This window comes from Thermococcus radiotolerans (genome assembly GCF_002214565.1).
GTDB lineage: Archaea > Methanobacteriota_B > Thermococci > Thermococcales > Thermococcaceae > Thermococcus > Thermococcus radiotolerans.
The window spans coordinates 282,485-302,252 of sequence record NZ_CP015106.1; the positions used below are offsets into that span (position 1 = coordinate 282,485).

A 19,768-nucleotide genomic window follows, 5' to 3' on the forward strand; every position below is an offset into this window, starting at 1 on the left:
CTGTTCTACGAGAACTAGCTTTTCAGAGCGGGACCCTCAGCGGCGGCTACATCGCAATCGAGTTTCCATACAACTATGTTCTGCGGAAACTGGGTGGTATCCGAGATGGATAAAGTCCAACCTTTGGGTGTTTCCACACAACTATGTTCTACTGAAACAGGTTGCGCACTTGGCAAAACTCATCAATAGTTACATGGGGTTTCCACACAATACTGTTCTACGGAAACGCTACAAGGTCGAGGTAGAAACTGCAAGCAACATTTTAGAGGCTGAGCGCCTGGCGTTTCCACACAATTCTGTTCTACGGAAACCTCGGAGAAATGGTCGTAATCCACACGACCACCGGAGACTTCTAGTTTCCACACAATACTGTTCTACGGAAACCTTGAGGAGTGCCTTGGAACCTCAACCAAATAGACATAAGGAGGAGGAAGGAAGGATACACCGTCTTTTAGTTTCCACACAATCCTGTACCCCGGAAACAATCAGCCTTCTTGGTGCTGTCCAGAAGGAGGTAACACGCCTGAAATATTTAAATTTTCTGAAAGTCTTGTTTGAGTGTTAAGGCTTCTCAAACACGTAGAAGTACCTCTCCAGGCTCTTGTGCACGCGCTGATAGTACTTTCCTACCAGTTTGAAGCCCACCTTTTCAGCCTCCGCCTCTCCATCAAAGCTCGCCGGAAAGGCTATCGCCAGCCTGCTGCCCTCCTCAAGAACCCCGTAGATGCTCTCCAGCACCTTCTCGTACAGCTCGTCCCTCTTTCTTCCCGCGAGCGTCGCTGAGGTTCCATAGGGCGGGTCTGTGGCCACGGCCTCGAACTTCTTCCCCGGAAACAGCTCCTCCAGCTTTGTCGCATCGCCAAGTTTGAGCTCGTAATCCCTTATCCCGTAGTGCCTGAGGTTCATCTCGGCCCCCTCAACCATCTCCGGCCGTATGTCCACCCCGTAGACCTTCAGGCCGAGAAGGCCCGCCTCCATAAGGATTCCACCGGCACCCATCATGGGATCGAGAATTTCTCTCTTGGCTTTCGTGAGGTTCACGAGCGCGCGTGAAACTCTCGGGTGGAGGGAAATCGGCCTGAAAAACGGTCTGTGGTGGGCTTTTCTGCTCTCGAAGTCCTTGGGGTCGAAGAAGCGGAGCCTTATCCCGGCGTAGAGCTTCTCGCCGCAGTAAACCCTGACGAGGGTGTCCGGCTTCGAGAGGTTCACCCTGAAACCCTTGGCGTGAATAACCGCGCCGAGCTTCCTGGGGAGGTCGAGAACGTCGTGTCTGCAGTTGGCCATGGTTTCGGTGTCGACCTTAAAGGTCCCTTTAATCGGCCAGTCCACATCTCTCGCCTTCTGGAGGAGCTCCTCGATGGAGTTCGCCTCCACTAGCAGCATCCCGTACTCGTGGGCTAGGCCGAGGCGGTTTAAGTATGGGAATGCCCCCTCATCGGCGTCTATCTTGAGGAAGAGGTAATCCTGGCCGGCTATCCTTCCACCGGCCAGCTCCAGCATGGCCTTTGCCTCATCCCTCGCCATCTCAGGCAGGTTTCCGAGTATCTCAATGTAGAGCATGGTTGGAGCTTTTCGGGGAGGTTTTTAAGTTTGTTCCCCGACCAGCAGTTCCACCAGGAACTCGTTAACGTCCCTCACATCGCGCCCCACCATGACGAAGTCGAACTCTTTTCCGTATCTCCTCCGGTAATTCTCGATGAAAATGCCGTCGTTGATTGTATCGCCGACGTAGATTCCAGGTTCGCCCCTTACGAGCTCCCATAACGCCCTGGGGTCCGGCTTGAGGTAGGCCTCCCTCGTGACGGCGTTTTCGAATTTGAACCCGATTATCCTCTCCGCGAGCTCCATCTCGAGGACGCTCCTCCCGGTAACGACCCCAATCCTGAAGCGCTCGGACGCTTCCTCCAGCAGTTTTCTCCTGACGATGGGCGTCTCCCTTTTCCACAGCCCAGGGAAGTCAAAGAGCCTCTCCGGGTACTCCCTTCCCAGGTAGAACGTGTTGAAGACCCTCTCTATGCTCCCTCCGTAGACCTGAAAGCCAAACTTCTCGCGAACCCACTCTATGGTTTCCCCCTCCGGAAACTCCTCGATGAGGCCGTCAACGTTTCCCGCGAGGGTGAAGAGTATCAGCGCCTCGCTGACCTTGAAATCATCGCCGAAGGAGCCCTTTCTCCTGAGCTCCCTGGCCCACTCGGGCTTTATCTCCCTCTCGATTCCAAAGAGTCTGAGGAAGTACTCCGCGGTGAGCTTCGTGGCGGTGTCGTAGCTCTCCCGCACGTCTATGAGCACGCCGTCAACGTCGAATACTATCCACATCCCCTTACCTCCAAGAATTCTCTGAGGGCCTCTATCAGCTCCCTGTTCTCCCACTTCCTCCCCACGGTCACCCTGATGTGGCCATCGAGCCTTCCCGAGAGCTTTCTTACGACTATGCCCTTCTCTAAGAGGAACTCATAGGCGTTCAGCCGCATCAGGAGGAAGTTCGCGTCGCTCGGATAGGTGAACTCCCGGAAGGCCTTCCTTATCCGTTCCCTCTCCTCGATTATCTTCGCCACGCGCCTCTCCACAAGCTCGTGATGCCTGAGCACGACCTTCACCGCCGCCATCGTCATGACTCCAACGCTGAACGGGGACTTCACCCGGTAGAGCGCATCGACAACCTCCTCATTCGCCAGGAGGTAGCCCGTTCTGACGCCTGCCAGGCTGAACGCCTTGGAAAAAGTCCTCAGCACGATGAGGTTGGGGTACTCCTCTATGAGCCTCCAGAGGCTCTTCCCCGCGAATTCGGCGTAGGCCTCGTCGAGAACGACGGGCCTTCCGGTTTCTAGGACTTTGATTATTTCCTCCTCTGGCTGAAGGTTGCCGGTCGGGTTGTTGGGCGAGGCTATGAAGATCACCCTCGCGTTTTTGGACCTCTCCGCTATGGCGTGGCCGTCTATCGTGAAATCCTCCAGCAGGGGCACTTCAACCACTGGAATTCCGTTCAGCTTCGCGTAGAAGTTGTACATGCCGAAGGAAGGTGGTGTCGTGACTACTTGCTCCCCCTCGAAGAGCCAGACCAGGTAGCTTATCAGCTCGTCCCCCCCGTTTCCAACGGCAACGTTCTCCGGGGACAGGCCGTAGAAGTCGGCTATGGCCTCCCTGACCGGCATCGAAGTTATGTGCGGATAGCGGTTGAAGCTCAGGTCCTTGAGCTCCTCAAATATCTCCTCCTTCACCCACCCGGGCAGGTCGTAGGGATTCTCGTTCTTATCGAGCCATATCCGATAGTTCCCCTCCACAACTTTATACGGCTGGAACGACTTCACAAACTCCCTGATCATCCCCTCCGCCTCCTCAGCTCAGCCATAACTTCGCCGAGGGTAACGTCGTTGTAGACCAACAAAACGAGCAGATGGTAGAGCATGTCGGCCGTTTCGTAGATTAAACCTTCTCTAGTTTCAGCAACGAGAACTTCTATCGCTTCCTCGCCGAACTTCTTGTATATCCTTTCCCGGCCTTCACGGAACAGCCTTGAGGTGTACGAGCCCTCGACGGGCTTCTCCTTCCTCGTCCTTATCAGCTCCTCAAGCTCCCGAAGGATGGTCAGCGAGTAGTCCATCGGCAGAACCCTCTCCGGCTCGCCCAGCTTCCTGTAGAAACAGGAGTAGTTTCCCGTGTGGCAGGCTGGGCCCTTCTGCTCGACGATGAAGAGCAGCGCATCGCTGTCGCAGTCTATCCTAACCTCCCTAACGCGCTGAACGTTTCCACTCACCTCTCCCTTCATCCTCACCCTTCTCCCGGAGCGGGAGTAGTAGTGGGCGTAGCCGGTTTGGAGGGTCCTCTTCAGGGCTTCCCTGTCAATGTAGGCGAGCGTCAGCACCTCACCCTTCGTGTCCTGGACGATAACGGGAACGATTCCGCCGTTCTTTTCCCAGCCAACCTTCTCGATGAGTTCCTCCATGCTATCACCTCAGTAGTCCAGCCTGACGGGGATTCCTCTCTCGGCCAGGAATCCCTTCAGCTCGCCGACGGTGTATTCGCCATAGTGGAAGATTGAAGCCGCCAGTGCTGCCTCCGCCCCAGCTTTGAAGGCCTCGTAGAAGTGTTCCGGCTCCCCCGCTCCCCCCGAGGCTATGACCGGTATATCCACAGCCTCCGCAACGGTCCTCGTCAAAGGTATGTCGAAGCCCTCCTTCGTTCCGTCCGTGTCCATGCTCGTGAGCAGTATCTCGCCGGCGCCGAGTTCTTCCACTCTCTTCGCCCACTCAACTGCATCAATCCCCCTCGCCTTCCTTCCCCCGTGGGTGTAGACCTCCCAGAAGGAGCCGTTCCACTTGGCGTCTATCGCCACCACGAGGTTTGCACTGCCTACGAGTTCAGCTATCTCCCTCACCAGCTCCGGCCTCTCAACGGCGGCGGTGTTGATGAAAACCTTATCGGCACCGCGCTTGATTATCTCTCTAGCCTCTTCAACCGTCCTTATGCCGCCCCCGACGGTAAAGGGGACGTATATCCCCCCGGCTATTCTCTCGACGAGTTCCAGCAGGATTCCCCTCTTCTCATAGGACGCCGTTATGTCGAGGAAGACTATCTCGTCTATCCCCTCACTCTCATAGCGCTTTGCCAGCTCAACCGGGTCGCCCGCATCGCGAATGTTCCTGAACCTAATTCCCTTGACGACCCTCCCGTCCTTTATATCCAGCGCCGCGATTATTCTTTTGGCAAGCATTCCGCCACCTCCAGCAGTTCCTCAAGGGCCACGCGGCCTTCATACAGGGCCTTCCCGACTATGGTCCCAGAAAAGCCCGCTTTCGCGAGCTTTCTAAGGTCGGCAACGCTCGAAACTCCCCCCGCGTAGATGAACTCCTCGCTTTCCCAAAACCTCTCTATCTCCTCTATCCCAGTCAGCGTCCCGTCTCTCTCGACTGAGGTGTAAACGAACCTGTCCACGTAGTTCCTCAGCAGTTCGTAGGCCTCTTTGACTTCCATCCCGCTCTCAAGCCAGCCCCTCAGGGCCACCCTTCCATCCTTCGCGTCGAGGCTCGCTGTTATGCCCTCAAACTCGGAGGTAACTTTTTCAAGAAACTCCAGGTCAAAGGCCTTGGTTCCGATTATCACGTTTTCCACACCGATTTCGTACGCCCTCGCAACGGCCCCGTAGCTTCTGAAGCCGCCCCCGAGCTGGACCCTTAGACCGGTCTTCTTGATGATCCTTGCGACCACGCCGAGGTTCCTTGGGAAACCCTCGAAGGCACCGTCGAGGTCAACGATGTGGATTTTGTCAACCAGCTCTGCAAAACGCTCCGCTATCTTCACCGGATCGCCGTAGACCTTAACATCCTCTCTCCTCCCCTTGTAGAGCCTCACCGCCTTCCCGCCCATGAGGTCTATGGCCGGATAAACCTCCATCTCAGAGCCCCCTGAAGTTTCTCATAACGGCCAGCCCGTTCCTCCCGCTCTTCTCCGGGTGGAACTGCACAGCGTAGACGTTATCCCTGCAGACCGCTGACGTGAAGACTATCTCCTTCCCCTTCGACCCGTAGTCGGTAACGCCCGCGATTATCTCCTCCTCGCTCGGCCGGGCATAATAGGAGTGGACGAAGTAGAAGTACGCCCCATTCCTGATTCCCTCGAAGAGCGGGCAGTCCTTCTTCTTCCACAACTGGTTCCAGCCGATGTGCGGAGTCCTAACTCCCTGGAACCTGACCACATCTCCTCTGAAAACCCCAAGGCCGGGCTTTCCGGGGCTCTCCTCGCTTCCCTCGAAGAGGAGCTGGAGGCCCAGGCATATCCCGAGGAAGGGCTTTCCGTCGTTTATCGCGTCGAGTATGACTCCCCTCAGCGGTTCGAGCCTCTCCATGACCGCCCCGAAGTTACCAACGCCTGGAAGAACGAGTTTCTCTGCTTTTTCAATCTCGTAGGGGTCGCTCGTGATGACTCCCCCCAAAGCCTTCCTCACGTTGGCGAGGTTTCCTATTCCGAGGTCGACTATCGCTATCACCCTCACACCTCCAGCAGGCCCTTCGTGCTCTCCAGCTTCCCACTCTCCCCGATGGCCTTGCCGAGGGCGGCGCCGAGTCCCTTGAATGCTGCCTCGATAACGTGGTGCGCGTTAACCCCGCTCAGCGTTTTCACGTGGATCGTTGCCTTCAGAGAACGCGCCAGCCCCCAGAGGAACTCCCTCACTAAGGCCTTCTCGAAGCCTTCTTCACCCTCCTCAAAGGAGAGCTCAACGCTCGCGTAGGGCCTTCCTGAAATATCAACCGCCACCAGCACGAACGCATCGTCCATCGGCATTATTGCGCTTCCGAAGCGGGCGAACCTCTCCGGGAGCTTGGAGCGCAGCTCCTCGCCGAGGGTTATTCCGACGTCCTCCCACAGGTGGTGCCTGAGGTCGTAGCTGGCCCTAACCTTCGCCTCCCGACCCATGTAGAAAAAGAGGGCCGTGAGGAGGTGGTCGAGGACTTTGTCGCCAGTCAATATCCCTCCGGCCGCGTCGAGCTCCACGGTTACGTCCGTCTCCCTCGTTTTCCTGTTCATTTCCTCACCTCCATGCTCCTCCCGTGGAAGGCCATTCCCTCTATCTCTGCCAGCCTCAGTCCAAGCTCCCTCTCGGCGAGGAACTCCTCCCTGCTCACCTGGGCGATGCTTATCGGCTTGAGAAAGTCCCTAACCGTCAGAACACCGCTGAATCTCGCCGCTCCCCCCGTCGGCAGGACGTGGTTGACGCCGAGGAAGTAATCTGCTGCCGGAACGGGCGTGTACGGGCCGAGATAGATTGCACCGGCGTTCTCGATTAAGTCAACGAGCTCCATCAGCCGAGCGGTGATTATCTCGAGGTGCTCCGGCGCTATCTCGTTGGCCTTCTCGGTGCACTCCTCAAGGCTCCCGCAGAGTACGACTTCTATTCCCTCGCGCGAGCAGTATTCGGCAAGTTCCTTTGAAGTGGTCAAGAGCCACGCCCTGCTGTCTTTTCCGTGCTCAAGCTGGCTGAGGAGGTCGGCCAGAACGTAGTCTTTCTCCGCCGTCCCGTCCGCTATCACCGCTATCTCCGACGGCCCGGCGAGGCTGTCTATGCCGACAACTCCAAAGACCTGCCTCTTGGCCTCATTGACGAACTTGTTTCCGGGGCCGAATATCTTGTCCACCTTCTTCATGCCGATGCCGTACGCCATCGCTCCTATCGCCTGAACGCCGCCCAGCTTGTAGACCTCATCGATGCCGAGCAGCTTGGCCACGTAGAGCACATAGGGGTTCACTCTGCCCTCCTTCGGCGGAATCGCCACCGCTATCTCCTTAACTCCCGCTATCTTCGCCGGTACCGCCACCATCATCAGCGTTGATGGCAGCGGCTTCCCGCCAGGAACGTAGATTCCTATCCTCCTTATCGGGCGGTATATCAGTCCGTATAGGGAGCCTTTTTTGAGGAACAGCCTCTCCTTCTCCATCTGCCTCTCGTGATACTCCCACAGGCGCTCGATAGTGCGGAGGATTATCTCGCGGTCTCTCTCGGGAATCGCTTCCAGCGCCTCGTTGAACTCCTCATCGGTTACACGGAAAGGACCATCATACCCATCGAACTTGAGGGAATACTCCCTGACGGCCTCGATTCCCCTCTCCTTGATGTCCCTCAGCATTCCGGCAACGTAGCCCTCAAGCTCAAAATCCATCCCTAATCACCTCCTTTATCGCAAAGACGAGACCGTTTATCTCCTCGAACTTCGTTTTCTGGGCTATCCTGTTCACGAGGAGCAGGGCGGAGACGTCCATCACCTTCTCCACTTCAACGAGCCCGTTGGCGCGGAGTGTGTTCCCGGTCTCTACGATATCCACTATCGCGTCGGCTATCCCTATCTTCGGCGCCAGCTCAATGCTCCCGTGGAGCTTCAGGATTTCCACTTCAACGTCAAGCCCCGCAAAGAAGCGCCTCGTTATCCTCGGGTACTTGGTAGCTATTCTGTAGCCGTCCATATCCTCGGGCTCGACTGTGTCCTCAGCGGGCATGGCCAGACTCAGCCGGCACTTTCCAAATGGAAGCTCAAGGGGTATGAGAACGTCGCTCCCGCGCTCCTCAACCACATCGCTCCCGGAGATTCCGACATCGATTCCATACTCGACGTAAACCGGAACGTCAAACGCCCTCGCCAGGAGGACCTCGTAGTTACCCACACTCTCGATGAGCCTCCGCTCGGCCGGAACCCTCAGCTCGATTCCAGCTTTTTTCAGGACTTCCAGAGAACCCTGGAGAAGCCGCCCCTTGGGGAGAACGAACCTTACCGGAGAGCCGTTGGAACGCTTCATTCACTCCACCTCCACAGGGATGCCCATCCTCACGAGCCTCTTGGCCTCAGCAAAGACCTCCCCCGGCTTCCCGCTCAGCTTCTTCCGGTTCCTGTCTCCTTTTTTCTTGAAGAGCTTCGAGAGTGCCCCCATATCGAAGGCAAAGCCGAAAGCTGGTTTCCCCTTGAACGTGTACTCCCCGCCACCGCCGAGGGGCTTCCCGAGTTCTGGCGAGTAAACCTCGAAGAGTACGTCGCGGTAGTAGGGTAGTGGCCTAACGGTGCCGAAGTCAATGAACAGCCTTTCGTCGTTAACCGCCTCGACTATTCTGTCCAGCTTCCGGTAGCCGCTCTCCTTCCCCCAGAAGTTGAAGAGCTCCCAGAGCTCCTCCTTCTTCTCCCCGCTTATCGGGAGGCGCTCGATTATCTCAAAGTTCCTCCTCACGAGTGCCCTGTAGACCTCCCCTCTGAACTCTGCTATTTCTTCAGTGGCCTCCTCCCAGACCCTCAGACTTCCGACGTCTACGTAGAACTCCTCTATCCCAAGGGCTTCGAGGGCGGTTACGGCGGTTAGGATGACCTCGGCGGCCATCTTCGTAACGTCCCCTCCAATGTACTCCACCCCTGCCTGCCATTGCCCCCTAACTCCCCCGTCAAGAACCTCGCTGATGTAGTAGAGCTTGAGCCTCTCAGGGGGCTCCTTGATGTTCTCCAATATCTGAGACGTTATGTCGGGTTTTATAACGTAGAATCCGTTGTTGTAGGCGAATCTCGTGCCCTTCCTCAGATTCTCGCTGTACTCCTCAATGGCGGGCAGGAAAATCTCGCGATAGCCCCACAGCTCGAAGGTTCTCCGCAGGTACCTGCCCACCTCAGACAGGTTCTCTGACTCCACTAGCAATCCCTTCCTCATACTAACCCCTCCAGATTCGCTATCAAAACAGCCCTCACAGGGGTTCTAACAAAGGCATCAGAACAGACGATGATGACAGTAATCCACCGGAAGGGGCACTACATCGGTGCTCGACAGGACAATCTTTCGAATTTCTTTCGGATTCTCTGCGGTCATTCTTGCCACCTCCACCGATGCCCGCTTCTGGTTGAACGTTTAAAACGTTATTCGAAAATTTTCTGTCTAAATTCATCGTGATTGGTATTTATTTGACGTATGTTCAAAGGGTATGGTTGGATATGGCCGATATATGCCGAAATGATAACGTTGACCTTCCGCAACGTTAATATCCCCTTCCGTCGATGTTCTATCGGGTGATTCTTTATGGAGATAACTGACAAGGAAGTTTTTGAGATTGCCATAAACGCCGAGATTAGGGCCAAGGAGGCCTATGAGAAGCTGGCCTCGCTCGTCAAGAGCGACATCATACGCGACGAACTCATCTTCCTGGCGAGAGAGGAGGACAAGCACCGCGAGATAATATCGAAGATGGCCGAGAAGTTCGAGGGTGAAAGAACGGAGGCGAAGACGATAGACATCGACTTCATGGGCGAGTTCAAGGTCATCGCCGAGAAGATGGGAGAGGTCATCAAGAAGCCAGACGTCAACATAGACGAGATCTACGAGATATCCATGCAGGCAGAGCTCGTCAGTGAGAAGCTTTACAAGGAGCTCGCCGGCTACGCGGCGACCGACACTACGAGGCTGATCCTAGAGATGCTCGCCGACATGGAGAGGAACCACTACAACATCCTCCGCAAGCAGTACGACTACATAACCCGCTATCCAGACATATACAAGGAGGAGTTCTACGACCAGCTGATGAAGGACATAAACTTCAACTTCTGACCTCTTTCCATTTCAGGACCACGAACTCCTTATAGTCCATCACCTTGACGAAGCCCTTTCCCATATAATATGAATAAGCCTCAAGCTCGGGGAAGGTTATCACGTAGGGCACCTTGCCGAGTTCACGAAGTCTCTCAATCGCAAACTCCAGCAGCCGGGAGCCGTACCCCCTGCCCTTGTACGAGGGGTCAACCATGAGGAACTCTATGAGTCCCGTCTTCGCGTCATTGATTTCATCCGGCACCCACCAAACGTCCTTGCCTTCAAGGTTGTAAACCAGCGCCACGGTGCCGATTATCCTCCCGTCACTATCGCGCAGGACGTAGAGCTCGTCGAACTCCTTCCCCAGGCGGAACTCGAGGAACGGCTCGTAGACCTCCCTGAATCCATCAAAGTCATCCGTGCCCGGCTTGTTCTCCACCCACTCCAGCGCGGGATACGCTCCGTTCGTGCCCTGATAAACCCTGAAAACGAAGAGAACCAGCTCATCCTTCAGTGAGAGCGGCTCCTCGACCCTTTCAATACTCATCTCTGTCCACCAAAGGTTATTAGGACCCGAAACCTAAAACGTTTTGGTGATAACATGAACGAACTCCAAGCTTTGGCCCTGGCCCTCGAAGTCGAGAAGGCTGAGTTGAAGTTCTACATAAGGCTGGCGAAAAAGGCCAGCGACGAACGGGCTAGGAGAATGTTTCTGTTTCTGGCAAACGAAGAGGCAGGCCACTGGGAGCTGTTCGAGGAAAAGTTCGTCGAAAAGCTCATAGAGAAATGCGAACTCCCCGCGGTCGACAGGGCTGCCCTTGAGAGCCTCTTGGTGGAGGCCGACGAAAAGAAGCTGAGCGAGGTGGACGCCGTAAAGATAGGAATGGATCAGGAAAAGAAGACTTGGGAGTTCTACGAGATGGCCGCGAGGGAAGCTGAACACGAGGACGTCAAGCGCGTGTTTGAGGAGCTGGCAAAGGTTGAGAAAGGTCACTACGAGCTTCTGAAGGCTCAGTACGATTCGGTGATGAAGACCGGCATTTGGATGGACTACCAGGACTTCAGCCTCGAGGTGGACTGAATTCCACCGTGATAAAGAATCACAGGAGGAATTGAGAGCGCTGGGACTCTCGGTTCCTGCTTTTTAACCCTTCATTGCTGGGGGTGTGGGGCGTCAGGATCATATGATATCGGGCAAAACTTCGGGTGCTTCCAATAATTGAACATCATACCTTTTACGAAGCTCCTTACGCAACCAGTACGAATGCTCCGCTCCAACCAAGACCAGCATTTTGCCGTCCCTCTTTCCTTCATTCGCCTTGAGGATCTGTTCCAGAAAATGCTGGTTCCATTTTTCCCATGCTATACTCTCCTTGTCCCCGAATAACGAGTTCTGGTATTTGCGCTTGATCTCAAAATGGTGGTCCGTCTCGTAGGAATTGACGTCAAGAACTGAACTCCACCACTGGAAAAGCACCTCGTACAAAGCCTCCACGTAGAGCTTGAAATGCTCCAGAGCCTCTGGATTGTTTTTCTGGAGGTTCTCCATTGATTCCCTCGCTATCTGCAGCAGTTCAGAATACTTCGGTTCGGGCGGTTCGAGTGGGATGACTTCGCACTTCAGTTTGTCAATCAGGGGATAAACGCTTTTCTGGTACTCCTGCTTTATCTTCTGTGGCACCCTGCCTTCAACGTCGGAAGGCCTCAGTTCAACGGCAAGAACGTCCGGTGAAAAACTCAAAATTATATGCGCGAGGTCTTCATAGGTGTAGTAATCCACGTGGCCGTGGAACTGGTGCAAGGTGGAGAGAACCAGAACTTTCATAATATCACGTCCTTTATAGTGTTAGAGAAACGGTACTATAAAAGACTTTTCTAGAGAACTATCTCTACCGCCTCTAAGAAAGGGAAAGATGACTAATGTGGCCCTTTGTATTTGTCTTCATTCCACCAAAACGTTGACGAGCTTAACGTTCCGACCGGTTTTCTCCCTTATCCTTTCGATTATCTCCGGGTCGTTGAAGTCGATAACCTTGCCACCGCTTATCAGGTTGATGTGCGGCTCCGTGTTGAGCTCCACCCTTGTTTCCCCGTCCAGGGAGAAGAGTTCGAGCAGGCCAAGCTCTCTCAGCGTTAGGACGTTGGAGTAGAGTGTGGAAAAGCTCATGGTCGGGAATTCCGCTTTGATTTCATTGAGGATATCCTTGAGCGAGGGATGTTCGTCCCCGATTCTATCGAGTATCTCCACCAGTTTGAGCCTCTGGGGCGTGAGCTTGTATCCGCTCTCCTTGAGCCGTTCGATGGCTTTTTCCTTCCACATGGTTTAACCTACACAGCCAGGCTTATAAGTCTTTCTAATTAGAAATTACTTCTAAATAGAAAGTTTTATTAAGTAGGAACGCTAACAGTCTATGGTGAAAACTATGTCTGAACACAACCGAAGACTTGTTGAGAAAGCAGGAATAGACGTGGAAAAACTCCTGGACATGCTCCTTAGGGCCGCGGCCGCGGAGTTTACGACCTATTACTACTACACGGTTCTGAGGAACCATGCGGCAGGTATGGAAGGCGAAACGATAAAGGAGATAGTCGAGGACGCCCGTCTCGAGGACAGGAACCACTTCGAGGCCCTCGTTCCGAGGATATACGAGCTGGGGGGTGAGCTCCCCAGGGACATCGTTGACTTCTCCAAGATGGCCTGGTGCCGCGACGCATACCTGCCGGAGGAGCCGACCGTTGAGAACATCCTCAAGGTTCTCCTGGAGGCGGAGCGCTGTGCGGTCGGTGTTTACACCGAGATATGCAAATACACCTTCGGAAAAGACCCGAGGACTTACGACTTGGCTTTAGCCATACTCCACGAGGAGATCGAGCACGAGGCCTGGTTCGAGGAGCTTCTCACGGGCAAGCCGAGCGGCCACTTCAGGAGAACCAAACCCGGAGAGAGCCCCTTCGTTTCGAAATTCCTGAGGTGAAAAGGGTTATTAACGTCGGGACGTATTATGCCGTGGTGATACCATGCTAGCCGAAAAACCCTACCTTCTCGGGAGGGAGAAGCCCCTCTCAAAGAAGGAAATAGCCCAGGCCCTACGCTGGGCCATCGAGGCCGAGCTCGATGCCATAAGCTTCTACGAGCAGTTGGCCGAGCTTATAGAAGACGAGAGGATAAAGCACATCTTCTACGACGTTGCCAACGAGGAGAAGGAGCACGTTGGGGAGTTTTTGGCGGCCCTCCTCGAAGTTGACCCTGAGCTCCTCAGGTACATGAGGGAGGGCTTCGACGAGGTTGAGGAAGAGACCGGCATAAAGGTCGAACTGTGACCTTTTCCTTCCCCTTTTCCATTCCTTTCCTTCGATTCTCGTGCACTAGGCAGTGGGTTAATGTACCGTTGCACTCAATGAAAAACGTTATTAAGGTTCGATGTTCATATAGTTCTGGTGATGTGCATGGTTGAACCCCTTGTTAAGAGGGCGTACGAAACTGAAAAGAAGGCTGCCGCGAGCTATACCGATGGTCTTGCCCTCGTGAGAGGCCAGGGACTCAGGTACACGAAGGTTGAGGAACTCGTTGGAAGGATAGCCGTTGACACGATAATCCACAAACACCTGATGAAGGCCATCCTCGATGCCCAGAAGGAGCTGGAGAAGCTCGCCGGCGAGGGACCGGTATCCGAAGTCAAGGATGTCGAACTCGCACCGGAGCAGAAGGCCTTGGTTAAGCGCTTCGCGGAGATGCACCTCGACATCGAGAAGGACATGATCGAGACCTACCAGAAGATGGCCGAGAAGATGACGCACCCGCTGTTCAAGGGCCTCGCGGAGGCGCTGGTTGAGAACGAGAAGGAGCACCACAGGATTCTGGCGGAGCTCATAGCGAAATATAAAGAGTGAGCCTGTTACCGGAGTGTCCTGATTAATAGGGTCCACTCCTCTTTTTTCCAGACGTCTTTCTCCGTGACGATGATCAGCGTGCCATTGAACAGGACCGCCATGTCCCTGAGTGCTGAGAGCATCTTCAGAACGCCCCTGAAATCATTGTACAGCCTGAGAAATTCTGGGGCCTCAACTATTACGATTCCCTGCTTCTCCACTGTCTTCATCTCATGGAAATACTGGGAGACGAGTTGGGTTATTTTGTAGAGAGACGTTGGGGGGACGGTGTTATGTCCTTCGATGGTCCTTATCCAGTAGGTTATCCACCCATTCTTTGGCTCGATACTCCTTAGAAATGCTAGTGCAGGGAACCCCTCGAGTCTGGGACTAATCTCTTGGAGATCCTTAGATGATAATATATGTACTCCCGCGGGGATATCAACACTCGATAAGCTATCCTCTGACCGGATTTTTTCCACAGCTAAGAACCGTTTGCTGTATATAACCTCGTAGTATGCGTAGGCTGTCAGGAGAGCCAAGGAAGCTGCCAAGTACACGACTACATCGTCCGAAATAAAGCCGTTGAAATAGGCCAACGGATACATCATGCTTGCTATCCCCGACAGAAGAATGGCCATACCAAAAAGCTTGGCCTTTCCGTGGTAGTATCTAGAGAGGAACTCTATGAGAACCCCTCCCCCTATCAGGAGCAGGACTCCGGAGACTACATAGGTGCCGGAGCAGCTTCGAGTCATTAGGGCTTCAAGGACGCCGTATGCGGAAGGGATTACGGGAAGGGTCACATGCATAGCGAGGGGAGATTTCCTTCCAGTTTCCTCTTCCACCAAGAATAGTATGCCCAAAAGGGTGAAGGATGTGGATATGCCAATCAAAACTGACTCCATGTGTATTCCATGAAAGCCCGGAACCCCCGCAGGTAGTGTGGCGCTTGCCATCCATCCAAGGGAGAGAAGAAGGGCGGATTTTCGTTGGCTCTTAATAAACGCTCTCAGAAATATAAGGGTCATGGCGAGTTTAATAGAAACTATGAAGAGTTCGAGGTTCACTGTCATTTAAATCCCTCGCTTTTTACTGCCATTGTGTGGCGCGTTTATAAGCTTTCCGTCCGGAGTATTTCATTCCATCCGTGTAGTGGAAACATGAAGGCATTCAAAATCAAGACAAAAAAGAGGGGAAGAACACTCACGGTCCAACGTGCATCATCTGGCTGTACATCTCCCAGTCGAGGAGAAGCTCGTACTCGGCCCTTAGGGTGTAGTAGTGGCCCTTCTCCATGTCGCTGAGGTAGCGCATGAGCCTCTTTCTGTCCTCGCTGTCAACCATTTTCTCGATCTCCTCGTAGAAGTGGGCGGCGATTTCCTCCGCTCTCATGGCCCAGCGTATGAGGTCCACGATGTCCTGAACGCCCTGAAGTTCGCGGGCAACGGGCTTGAGCTCCGGCCCTATGTGCTCCGCGGGATATACGATCTCCTTTCCGGGAAACATTGACGCGTACATCTTCCTGAGCAGGGCCTCGTGCCTCGACTCCTCGCCGGCGAGCCACTCTATCTTCTCTTTCAGGGTTTCAATCTCTATCCTCTCGGCAAGGCTTTCGTAGAACTTCCTCGCCCCTATCTCGGACTTTATGGCCATGCCAAGAAGCTCCTCAAGGGAGAAGTCCTTGACCCTCTCGATGGAGAGTCCCTCATCAAGTTCAGGTGGAACCATAAATCATCCCTCCGCTAGTAACAGTCCAATTTCATTGTAAACCTTTATCTTATTAAACCCTTCCTGCTTCAGAACGGAAACTATGTCGTTCAAAATCTTGCTTTGAACGTTCACGGCAAGCATCTGACAGGCGTGACACTCCGGCGTTGAGCGGGCCATTAGGAGAAAAACCTCAACGTTCCCTTCCTTTACAGTCAAGCCGTAGAGCAGGCCCTCCTCCACGATGTTCAGCTCGGTTTCGGGGTCCTTTACCCTCTCCAGGTTTTTGACGACCTCGGAGACTTCCGGGGGAAGATCCTCCCTGGGGCGTCGTTTTGGCGTTTTTCGATGTTTGAGAAAGTTAAGGAGGTCCAAATCTTAGACCCTCTCGGTGCTGATGTCCTCTATGGTGTAGCCCCTCTTGTTCTCGAAAACTCCCACGGGATTGTTTTTGAGGTCGTAGACGTAGACGTTCTGGAACTTTACGAGGGCGAAGCGCTCGATTATGTCCCCGATTATCTTTGAATAGGCTATGGCACTCGCACCTGTTATGTTGTACTCCGCGTGACTCTCGAAGTTGAGCCAGACCTTGAGTGTGTCCTCACCAACCTCCAGGCCTGCAACGACTCCAGAGTCCAGGATGTCCCCTCCGGTGACTGGGTCAGTTATGTTCGCCAGTTCCTCAAGTACCGCCCTGTAGTGCTCCGGCCATTCCCTGCCCGGCATGTAAACCTTCATTTTTCTCACCAAGTGGCCTTTTTCATGTCCGGTTATAAGCCTTCCTGGCCACTTCTGGGTAGGGGAAGGTAGTCCGGGGAGACCGAGAGGTACATTGAGATCAGCACCATCACCCACACGATGACTGAGATGGAGTACGGGGCAACGATGAGCGCCTTGAGCACTCCCGAGGTTTCGTCCAGCAAGTAGCGTGTCCACGAGAACAGCACCATCATCCAGGAGGCCAGCACCAAGAGCCGCCTTCTGTTCCCCTCTGTCACTATTATCTGGGCGTTCATCAGAAGCAGAACCGCCAGGAACGGCCCCACGTACGCTATGTCAACAGTCACAGTGGAGTAATGCCCCGCGCCCAGAAGGCTGAGCAGCAGAACCGCACTCTGGAGGAGCAGCCTCACGCTCACACCCTGGAATCCCATGTCGTAGAGGGCGTAGCCTATCATGGCGGGACCAACGAGTATCAGCGTGAGCATGGTCTGGCTCATGTTCCGTCCGTTTAGCACACTGAGGGAGAACCCCAGCGACGTGAGTAGCCCTCCGATAAGCAGTAGGGCGGACGACGTCCGCGATTCACCAGTAACGCGCTCTATCTTCCTGCGTATCATCCATGTAAGGACAATGCCAACGAGAATCAGAGCACCACTAATGCTCATTATTAAATCGTACCAAAGTTCCCTCATCTTTCCGGCATCCAACCATTGATACATCTAAAGTCATCTTCAACCTAGATAAACCTTCCGGATGTTACTCAGGCGGGATATCAAAAAAGAGGGGGTTGGGGCAGAGAAATCACTCAAGCGTGACCTCGTTCTCCCAGAGGCCGTGGATGTTGCAGTAGCTGAGGGCGTATAGCTTGCCCTTCTTTTCGGTCCTGAAGAAGAACACAGCCCTCGGCTCGGTCAGCGGGTCGCTGTGGTTTGTGAAGGCAACCCTGCCGACGAGGATCGGGAAGTTCTCCCCCTCGGGGTGGAAGTAGAGCTCAATCCAGGCTATGTGGTGCTCAGGCGTGTTCGGGTGCGGTATCTCCTTGCCGACGCTGACCTCGACCTTGACGAGGTCGCCCTCCTTCTCGTACTCTATAACGGGGACGTGCTTCTCCCCCTTCCAGTCTCCACTCTTTACCGTTCCGCTCAACATCTCAACCACCTCACTCTATCTTTTCAAACATGTCCTTGGGCGCACCGCAGAGCGGGCAGACCCAGTCCTCGGGGAGGTCTTCAAACTTGGTTCCCGAGGCTATCCCGGCGTCCTCGTCACCCTCATCCTCATCGTAGATGTAGCCACAGACTATACACTTCCATTTCGCCATTTCTTTCACCACCCTAATGTTATTAGTCCGTCCTTATAAGGTTTGCGCCTCAAACTTGAGAAACGGAAAAGCGAAAGGTTCACTCAAAGACCACGAACTTGTCCCTGGGGGCACCGCATACTGGACAGTACTCGGGCGCCTCGTCAACTGTGGTATAGCCGCAGACCGGGCAGATGTAGACCTTCTTCACCTCGATATCCGTTCCGCTCTCGGCCTTCTCCTTGGCGGCTTTGTAGAGCTCCGCGTGTATCTTCTCGGCCTCGAGGGCGTAGTGCGTCGTTCTCACGGCGTCCTTCTCGCCCTGGAACTCGGCGGTGTTCTTGAAGACGGGGTACATCTCCCCGACCTCGTAGGTCTCTCCGTCTATGCCCGCCTGCAGGTTCTCGGGAGTCTTCCCGAGGTGCCCGAGCGCTATGAAGTGGTTCTTCGCGTGAATGAACTCCGCGTGGGCGATAGCCCTGAAGAGCTTGGCTATGTTCGGGAAACCCTCCTTCTCGGCCTGTTCGGCAAAAATCAGGTACTTCATGTGGGCCATGCTCTCGCCGGCGAAGGCATCCTCCAGAAACTTCCGGGTCATTGCTCTCTTAACTGGCATGGGATACACCATAAAAAGGAGGAAACGAAACTATATAACGGTTTTCTGAACCTTTGGTTTGCCCTTCCGCTTACTTCCATTGGAAGACAGTTCGCGGCTGGTTCTATGAGATCCAGCTAATGAGTTTCCTGACTGCCTCCCTCAACCGCTCCTCGTCCTCCTTTCTGAGCATTCCCCTGCCCTCAACGGTGTCGACGTGATCAAACTTGCTCCTCGCTATGAGTGTCTCGATCTTCCTTCCAGCAACGCCGCCCCAGCCGTAGGCACCGACGATGAGGACGGGCTTCTCGTAGTTGGCCTTGTCGAGGAGCTCAAAGAGTGTGTATCTTATTCTGGGATGGATATCGGCCTCAAAGGTCGAGGCGCCGATGATTATCGCCTCGCTGTCCGGGACCTCACCCAGTATATCGCTCACCGCGGGGGCCTCCTTGTCCGTGAACCGGTAAACGACCGGGTTCAGTCCGTTCTTCCTCAGCTCGTCGAGGACTATCTCCATCCTCCTCTCAACGAAGCCGTACATGGAGTCGTAGAGCACCAGAACCTTGCCCTTCGTGGCCTTTCCAGCTCCGACTGCCTCGTAGTGCTCGAATATCCTGGCCGGGTTCTTCCTCCATATGAGTCCGTGGCCGGGAAGTATCATTCTGGCATCATCAATTATTCCTAGGTTTCTCAGCTTCTTGATGTTCTGGACGATGTACTTGTGGTAGTGGCCTATGATGGTCACTATGTACTTGGTCACGTGGGGCAGGTAGCGCTGAACGACCTCCTCGTCGCTGTCGTCTATCCTTTCCGGAATCCCGTAGCCTCCCCCGGCGTCGCAGCTGAATATGAGCCCCTCCTCAACTACGTAGGTTATCATAGTGTCCGGCCAGTGGAGCCAGGGAACGGTTATGAAGCGGAACGTCTTGCCCCCTATGCTCATCTCCTCGCCGTCTTTGATCGTGTGGAAGTTTTCAACGACTTTCTCGCCGTAGAAGCCCTCCAGGAAGCGCTTCGCGAAGCTCGTGCCTATGAGTTTAGCTTTGTAGCCGTTGGCCTCAAGGAAGGCCGGCAGGGCCCCGGTGTGGTCGGGCTCGGTGTGGTGGATTACGACATGGGTTATCTCCTTTGGATCAACCAGCTTTCCAAGGGCTTCCATGAAGAGGTCTGTGTATTCCCGCTTGCTCAGGTCGAAGAGAACCGTCGCACCATCGAGCTTCATCAGGTAAGCGTTGTAGGTTATCCCCTCGGGAATGCTCCAGGTGGCCTCGAAGTACCTTATCCTATCATCATCGACCCGGATTATGTAGAGCTCCGGATCGTCGCGAATCTTTTCAACTTTCACATCGGGCATTTCTATCACCGAACCTATTTGGTGCGGAAGAATAAAAAGCCTTTCTTGATCAAAAAGTTAGGAAATGAATTGGTAGCGTCAAAAGTTGAAAGGGACCCTACCTCGCGAGAGTTGGGCATGTGCCCATATCGCCTACGAGCGGCTCTTCGAACAAACCCCGTAACCAGAAAAT

28 protein-coding genes are annotated in these 19,768 nt (G+C 54.3%); 5 read left to right on the top strand and 23 right to left on the bottom strand.

The window, feature by feature from the left end; translation table 11 throughout:
* Window positions 1-561: 561 nt before the first annotated feature.
* From A3L10_RS01525 to A3L10_RS01575, 11 genes are read right to left on the bottom strand one after another with little or no spacing between them, the layout of a single operon-like run.
* A complete protein-coding gene (locus A3L10_RS01525) occupies window positions 562-1,560 on the bottom strand; it encodes a TIGR01177 family methyltransferase (protein WP_088866080.1) in 999 nt (332 codons plus the stop codon).
* Between the two features lie 24 nt (window positions 1,561-1,584).
* Window positions 1,585-2,316: an HAD family hydrolase gene (locus tag A3L10_RS01530; RefSeq protein ID WP_088866081.1), complete on the bottom strand. Its 732-nt coding sequence runs from the start codon at window positions 2,314-2,316 to the stop codon at window positions 1,585-1,587.
* On the bottom strand, window positions 2,307-3,323 hold the full coding sequence (hisC, locus tag A3L10_RS01535) for a histidinol-phosphate transaminase (protein WP_088866082.1): 1,017 nt from the start codon (window positions 3,321-3,323) through the stop codon (window positions 2,307-2,309). The genes A3L10_RS01530 and hisC overlap by 10 nt, the downstream gene beginning before the upstream one ends.
* Entirely contained in the window at window positions 3,320-3,943 is a 624-nt protein-coding gene (gene hisIE / locus A3L10_RS01540; protein WP_088866083.1) for a bifunctional phosphoribosyl-AMP cyclohydrolase/phosphoribosyl-ATP diphosphatase HisIE, read from the bottom strand. The genes hisC and hisIE overlap by 4 nt, the downstream gene beginning before the upstream one ends.
* Window positions 3,944-3,952: 9 nt before the next feature.
* Window positions 3,953-4,711: an imidazole glycerol phosphate synthase subunit HisF gene (hisF, locus tag A3L10_RS01545; protein WP_088866084.1), complete on the bottom strand. Its 759-nt coding sequence runs from the start codon at window positions 4,709-4,711 to the stop codon at window positions 3,953-3,955.
* Window positions 4,693-5,391, bottom strand: a complete 699-nt coding sequence (gene hisA, locus A3L10_RS01550) for a 1-(5-phosphoribosyl)-5-((5-phosphoribosylamino)methylideneamino)imidazole-4-carboxamide isomerase (protein ID WP_088866085.1) — start codon at window positions 5,389-5,391, stop codon at window positions 4,693-4,695. Before hisA ends, hisF begins: the two co-directional genes overlap by 19 nt.
* A 1-nt stretch (window position 5,392) precedes the next feature.
* Window positions 5,393-5,983, bottom strand: a complete 591-nt coding sequence (hisH, locus tag A3L10_RS01555) for an imidazole glycerol phosphate synthase subunit HisH (protein ID WP_394335105.1) — start codon at window positions 5,981-5,983, stop codon at window positions 5,393-5,395.
* A 2-nt stretch (window positions 5,984-5,985) separates the two neighbouring features.
* Window positions 5,986-6,522, bottom strand: coding sequence for an imidazoleglycerol-phosphate dehydratase HisB (gene hisB, locus A3L10_RS01560; protein WP_088866087.1), 537 nt, complete (start codon window positions 6,520-6,522; stop codon window positions 5,986-5,988).
* The gene (gene hisD, locus A3L10_RS01565; protein WP_088866088.1) at window positions 6,519-7,652 is read right to left on the bottom strand and encodes a histidinol dehydrogenase; all 1,134 of its coding nucleotides are present in this window, start codon (window positions 7,650-7,652) and stop codon (window positions 6,519-6,521) included. Before hisD ends, hisB begins: the two co-directional genes overlap by 4 nt.
* Window positions 7,642-8,283, bottom strand: coding sequence for an ATP phosphoribosyltransferase (gene hisG, locus A3L10_RS01570; protein WP_088866089.1), 642 nt, complete (start codon window positions 8,281-8,283; stop codon window positions 7,642-7,644). The genes hisD and hisG overlap by 11 nt, the downstream gene beginning before the upstream one ends.
* Entirely contained in the window at window positions 8,284-9,174 is an 891-nt protein-coding gene (locus A3L10_RS01575) for an ATP phosphoribosyltransferase regulatory subunit (protein WP_088866090.1), read from the bottom strand. It abuts the gene before it with no gap.
* A 363-nt stretch (window positions 9,175-9,537) separates the two neighbouring features.
* Between A3L10_RS01575 and A3L10_RS01580 the strand changes: the two genes are divergently transcribed.
* Entirely contained in the window at window positions 9,538-10,062 is a 525-nt protein-coding gene (locus tag A3L10_RS01580) for a ferritin-like domain-containing protein (RefSeq protein ID WP_088866091.1), read from the top strand.
* Here A3L10_RS01580 and A3L10_RS01585 read toward each other — a convergent pair.
* On the bottom strand, window positions 10,052-10,591 hold the full coding sequence (locus tag A3L10_RS01585) for a GNAT family N-acetyltransferase (protein ID WP_088866092.1): 540 nt from the start codon (window positions 10,589-10,591) through the stop codon (window positions 10,052-10,054). The two genes, A3L10_RS01580 and A3L10_RS01585, sit on opposite strands and share 11 nt — an antisense overlap.
* 54 nt (window positions 10,592-10,645) lie before the next feature.
* On the opposite strand from A3L10_RS01585, the gene A3L10_RS01590 reads away from it, so the two are divergent.
* The gene (locus tag A3L10_RS01590; protein ID WP_088866093.1) at window positions 10,646-11,125 is read left to right on the top strand and encodes a ferritin family protein; all 480 of its coding nucleotides are present in this window, start codon (window positions 10,646-10,648) and stop codon (window positions 11,123-11,125) included.
* Between the two features lie 99 nt (window positions 11,126-11,224).
* Here the strand turns inward: A3L10_RS01590 and A3L10_RS01595 are convergent, their stop codons facing one another.
* Both A3L10_RS01595 and A3L10_RS01600 read right to left on the bottom strand, forming a co-directional pair.
* Window positions 11,225-11,869, bottom strand: a complete 645-nt coding sequence (locus A3L10_RS01595) for a hypothetical protein (RefSeq protein WP_088866094.1) — start codon at window positions 11,867-11,869, stop codon at window positions 11,225-11,227.
* A gap of 117 nt (window positions 11,870-11,986) precedes the next feature.
* On the bottom strand, window positions 11,987-12,364 hold the full coding sequence (locus A3L10_RS01600) for a Fur family transcriptional regulator (RefSeq protein ID WP_088866095.1): 378 nt from the start codon (window positions 12,362-12,364) through the stop codon (window positions 11,987-11,989).
* 103 nt (window positions 12,365-12,467) lie between these two features.
* Between A3L10_RS01600 and dps the strand changes: the two genes are divergently transcribed.
* The 3 genes from dps to A3L10_RS01615 all read left to right on the top strand — a co-directional run bounded on the left by dps (window position 12,468) and on the right by A3L10_RS01615 (window position 13,935).
* The gene (gene dps, locus A3L10_RS01605) at window positions 12,468-13,019 is read left to right on the top strand and encodes a DNA protection during starvation protein (protein ID WP_088180558.1); all 552 of its coding nucleotides are present in this window, start codon (window positions 12,468-12,470) and stop codon (window positions 13,017-13,019) included.
* Between the two features lie 43 nt (window positions 13,020-13,062).
* Window positions 13,063-13,365 carry a ferritin family protein gene (locus tag A3L10_RS01610; RefSeq protein ID WP_088180557.1) on the top strand — a complete coding sequence of 101 codons (303 nt, stop codon included), beginning with the start codon at window positions 13,063-13,065 and terminating at the stop codon, window positions 13,363-13,365.
* Between the two features lie 120 nt (window positions 13,366-13,485).
* Window positions 13,486-13,935, top strand: a complete 450-nt coding sequence (locus A3L10_RS01615) for a ferritin family protein (protein WP_232461000.1) — start codon at window positions 13,486-13,488, stop codon at window positions 13,933-13,935.
* 5 nt (window positions 13,936-13,940) lie between these two features.
* Here A3L10_RS01615 and A3L10_RS01620 read toward each other — a convergent pair whose 3' ends face one another.
* The 9 genes from A3L10_RS01620 to A3L10_RS01660 form a co-directional block, all read right to left on the bottom strand.
* Entirely contained in the window at window positions 13,941-14,990 is a 1,050-nt protein-coding gene (locus tag A3L10_RS01620) for a DUF835 domain-containing protein (RefSeq protein ID WP_088866097.1), read from the bottom strand.
* Window positions 14,991-15,120: 130 nt separating this feature from the next.
* Window positions 15,121-15,645 (bottom strand): ferritin family protein, encoded by a 525-nt coding sequence (locus A3L10_RS01625; RefSeq protein WP_088866098.1) that lies wholly within the window; start codon window positions 15,643-15,645, stop codon window positions 15,121-15,123.
* Window positions 15,646-15,648: 3 nt separating this feature from the next.
* Window positions 15,649-15,999: an iron-sulfur cluster assembly protein gene (locus A3L10_RS01630; RefSeq protein WP_088866099.1), complete on the bottom strand. Its 351-nt coding sequence runs from the start codon at window positions 15,997-15,999 to the stop codon at window positions 15,649-15,651.
* 3 nt (window positions 16,000-16,002) lie between these two features.
* Window positions 16,003-16,362, bottom strand: coding sequence for an iron-sulfur cluster assembly protein (locus tag A3L10_RS01635; protein ID WP_088866100.1), 360 nt, complete (start codon window positions 16,360-16,362; stop codon window positions 16,003-16,005).
* A gap of 32 nt (window positions 16,363-16,394) precedes the next feature.
* Entirely contained in the window at window positions 16,395-17,066 is a 672-nt protein-coding gene (locus A3L10_RS01640) for a hypothetical protein (protein ID WP_088866101.1), read from the bottom strand.
* Window positions 17,067-17,148: 82 nt separating this feature from the next.
* Window positions 17,149-17,496 carry a class II SORL domain-containing protein gene (locus A3L10_RS01645; RefSeq protein WP_088866102.1) on the bottom strand — a complete coding sequence of 116 codons (348 nt, stop codon included), beginning with the start codon at window positions 17,494-17,496 and terminating at the stop codon, window positions 17,149-17,151.
* 10 nt (window positions 17,497-17,506) lie between these two features.
* Window positions 17,507-17,668: a rubredoxin gene (gene rd / locus A3L10_RS01650; RefSeq protein WP_088866103.1), complete on the bottom strand. Its 162-nt coding sequence runs from the start codon at window positions 17,666-17,668 to the stop codon at window positions 17,507-17,509.
* Window positions 17,669-17,747: 79 nt separating this feature from the next.
* Window positions 17,748-18,263 (bottom strand): rubrerythrin family protein, encoded by a 516-nt coding sequence (locus A3L10_RS01655; protein ID WP_088866104.1) that lies wholly within the window; start codon window positions 18,261-18,263, stop codon window positions 17,748-17,750.
* 103 nt (window positions 18,264-18,366) lie between these two features.
* The gene (locus tag A3L10_RS01660; RefSeq protein ID WP_088866105.1) at window positions 18,367-19,596 is read right to left on the bottom strand and encodes an FprA family A-type flavoprotein; all 1,230 of its coding nucleotides are present in this window, start codon (window positions 19,594-19,596) and stop codon (window positions 18,367-18,369) included.
* Between the last annotated feature and the right edge of the window lie 172 nt (window positions 19,597-19,768).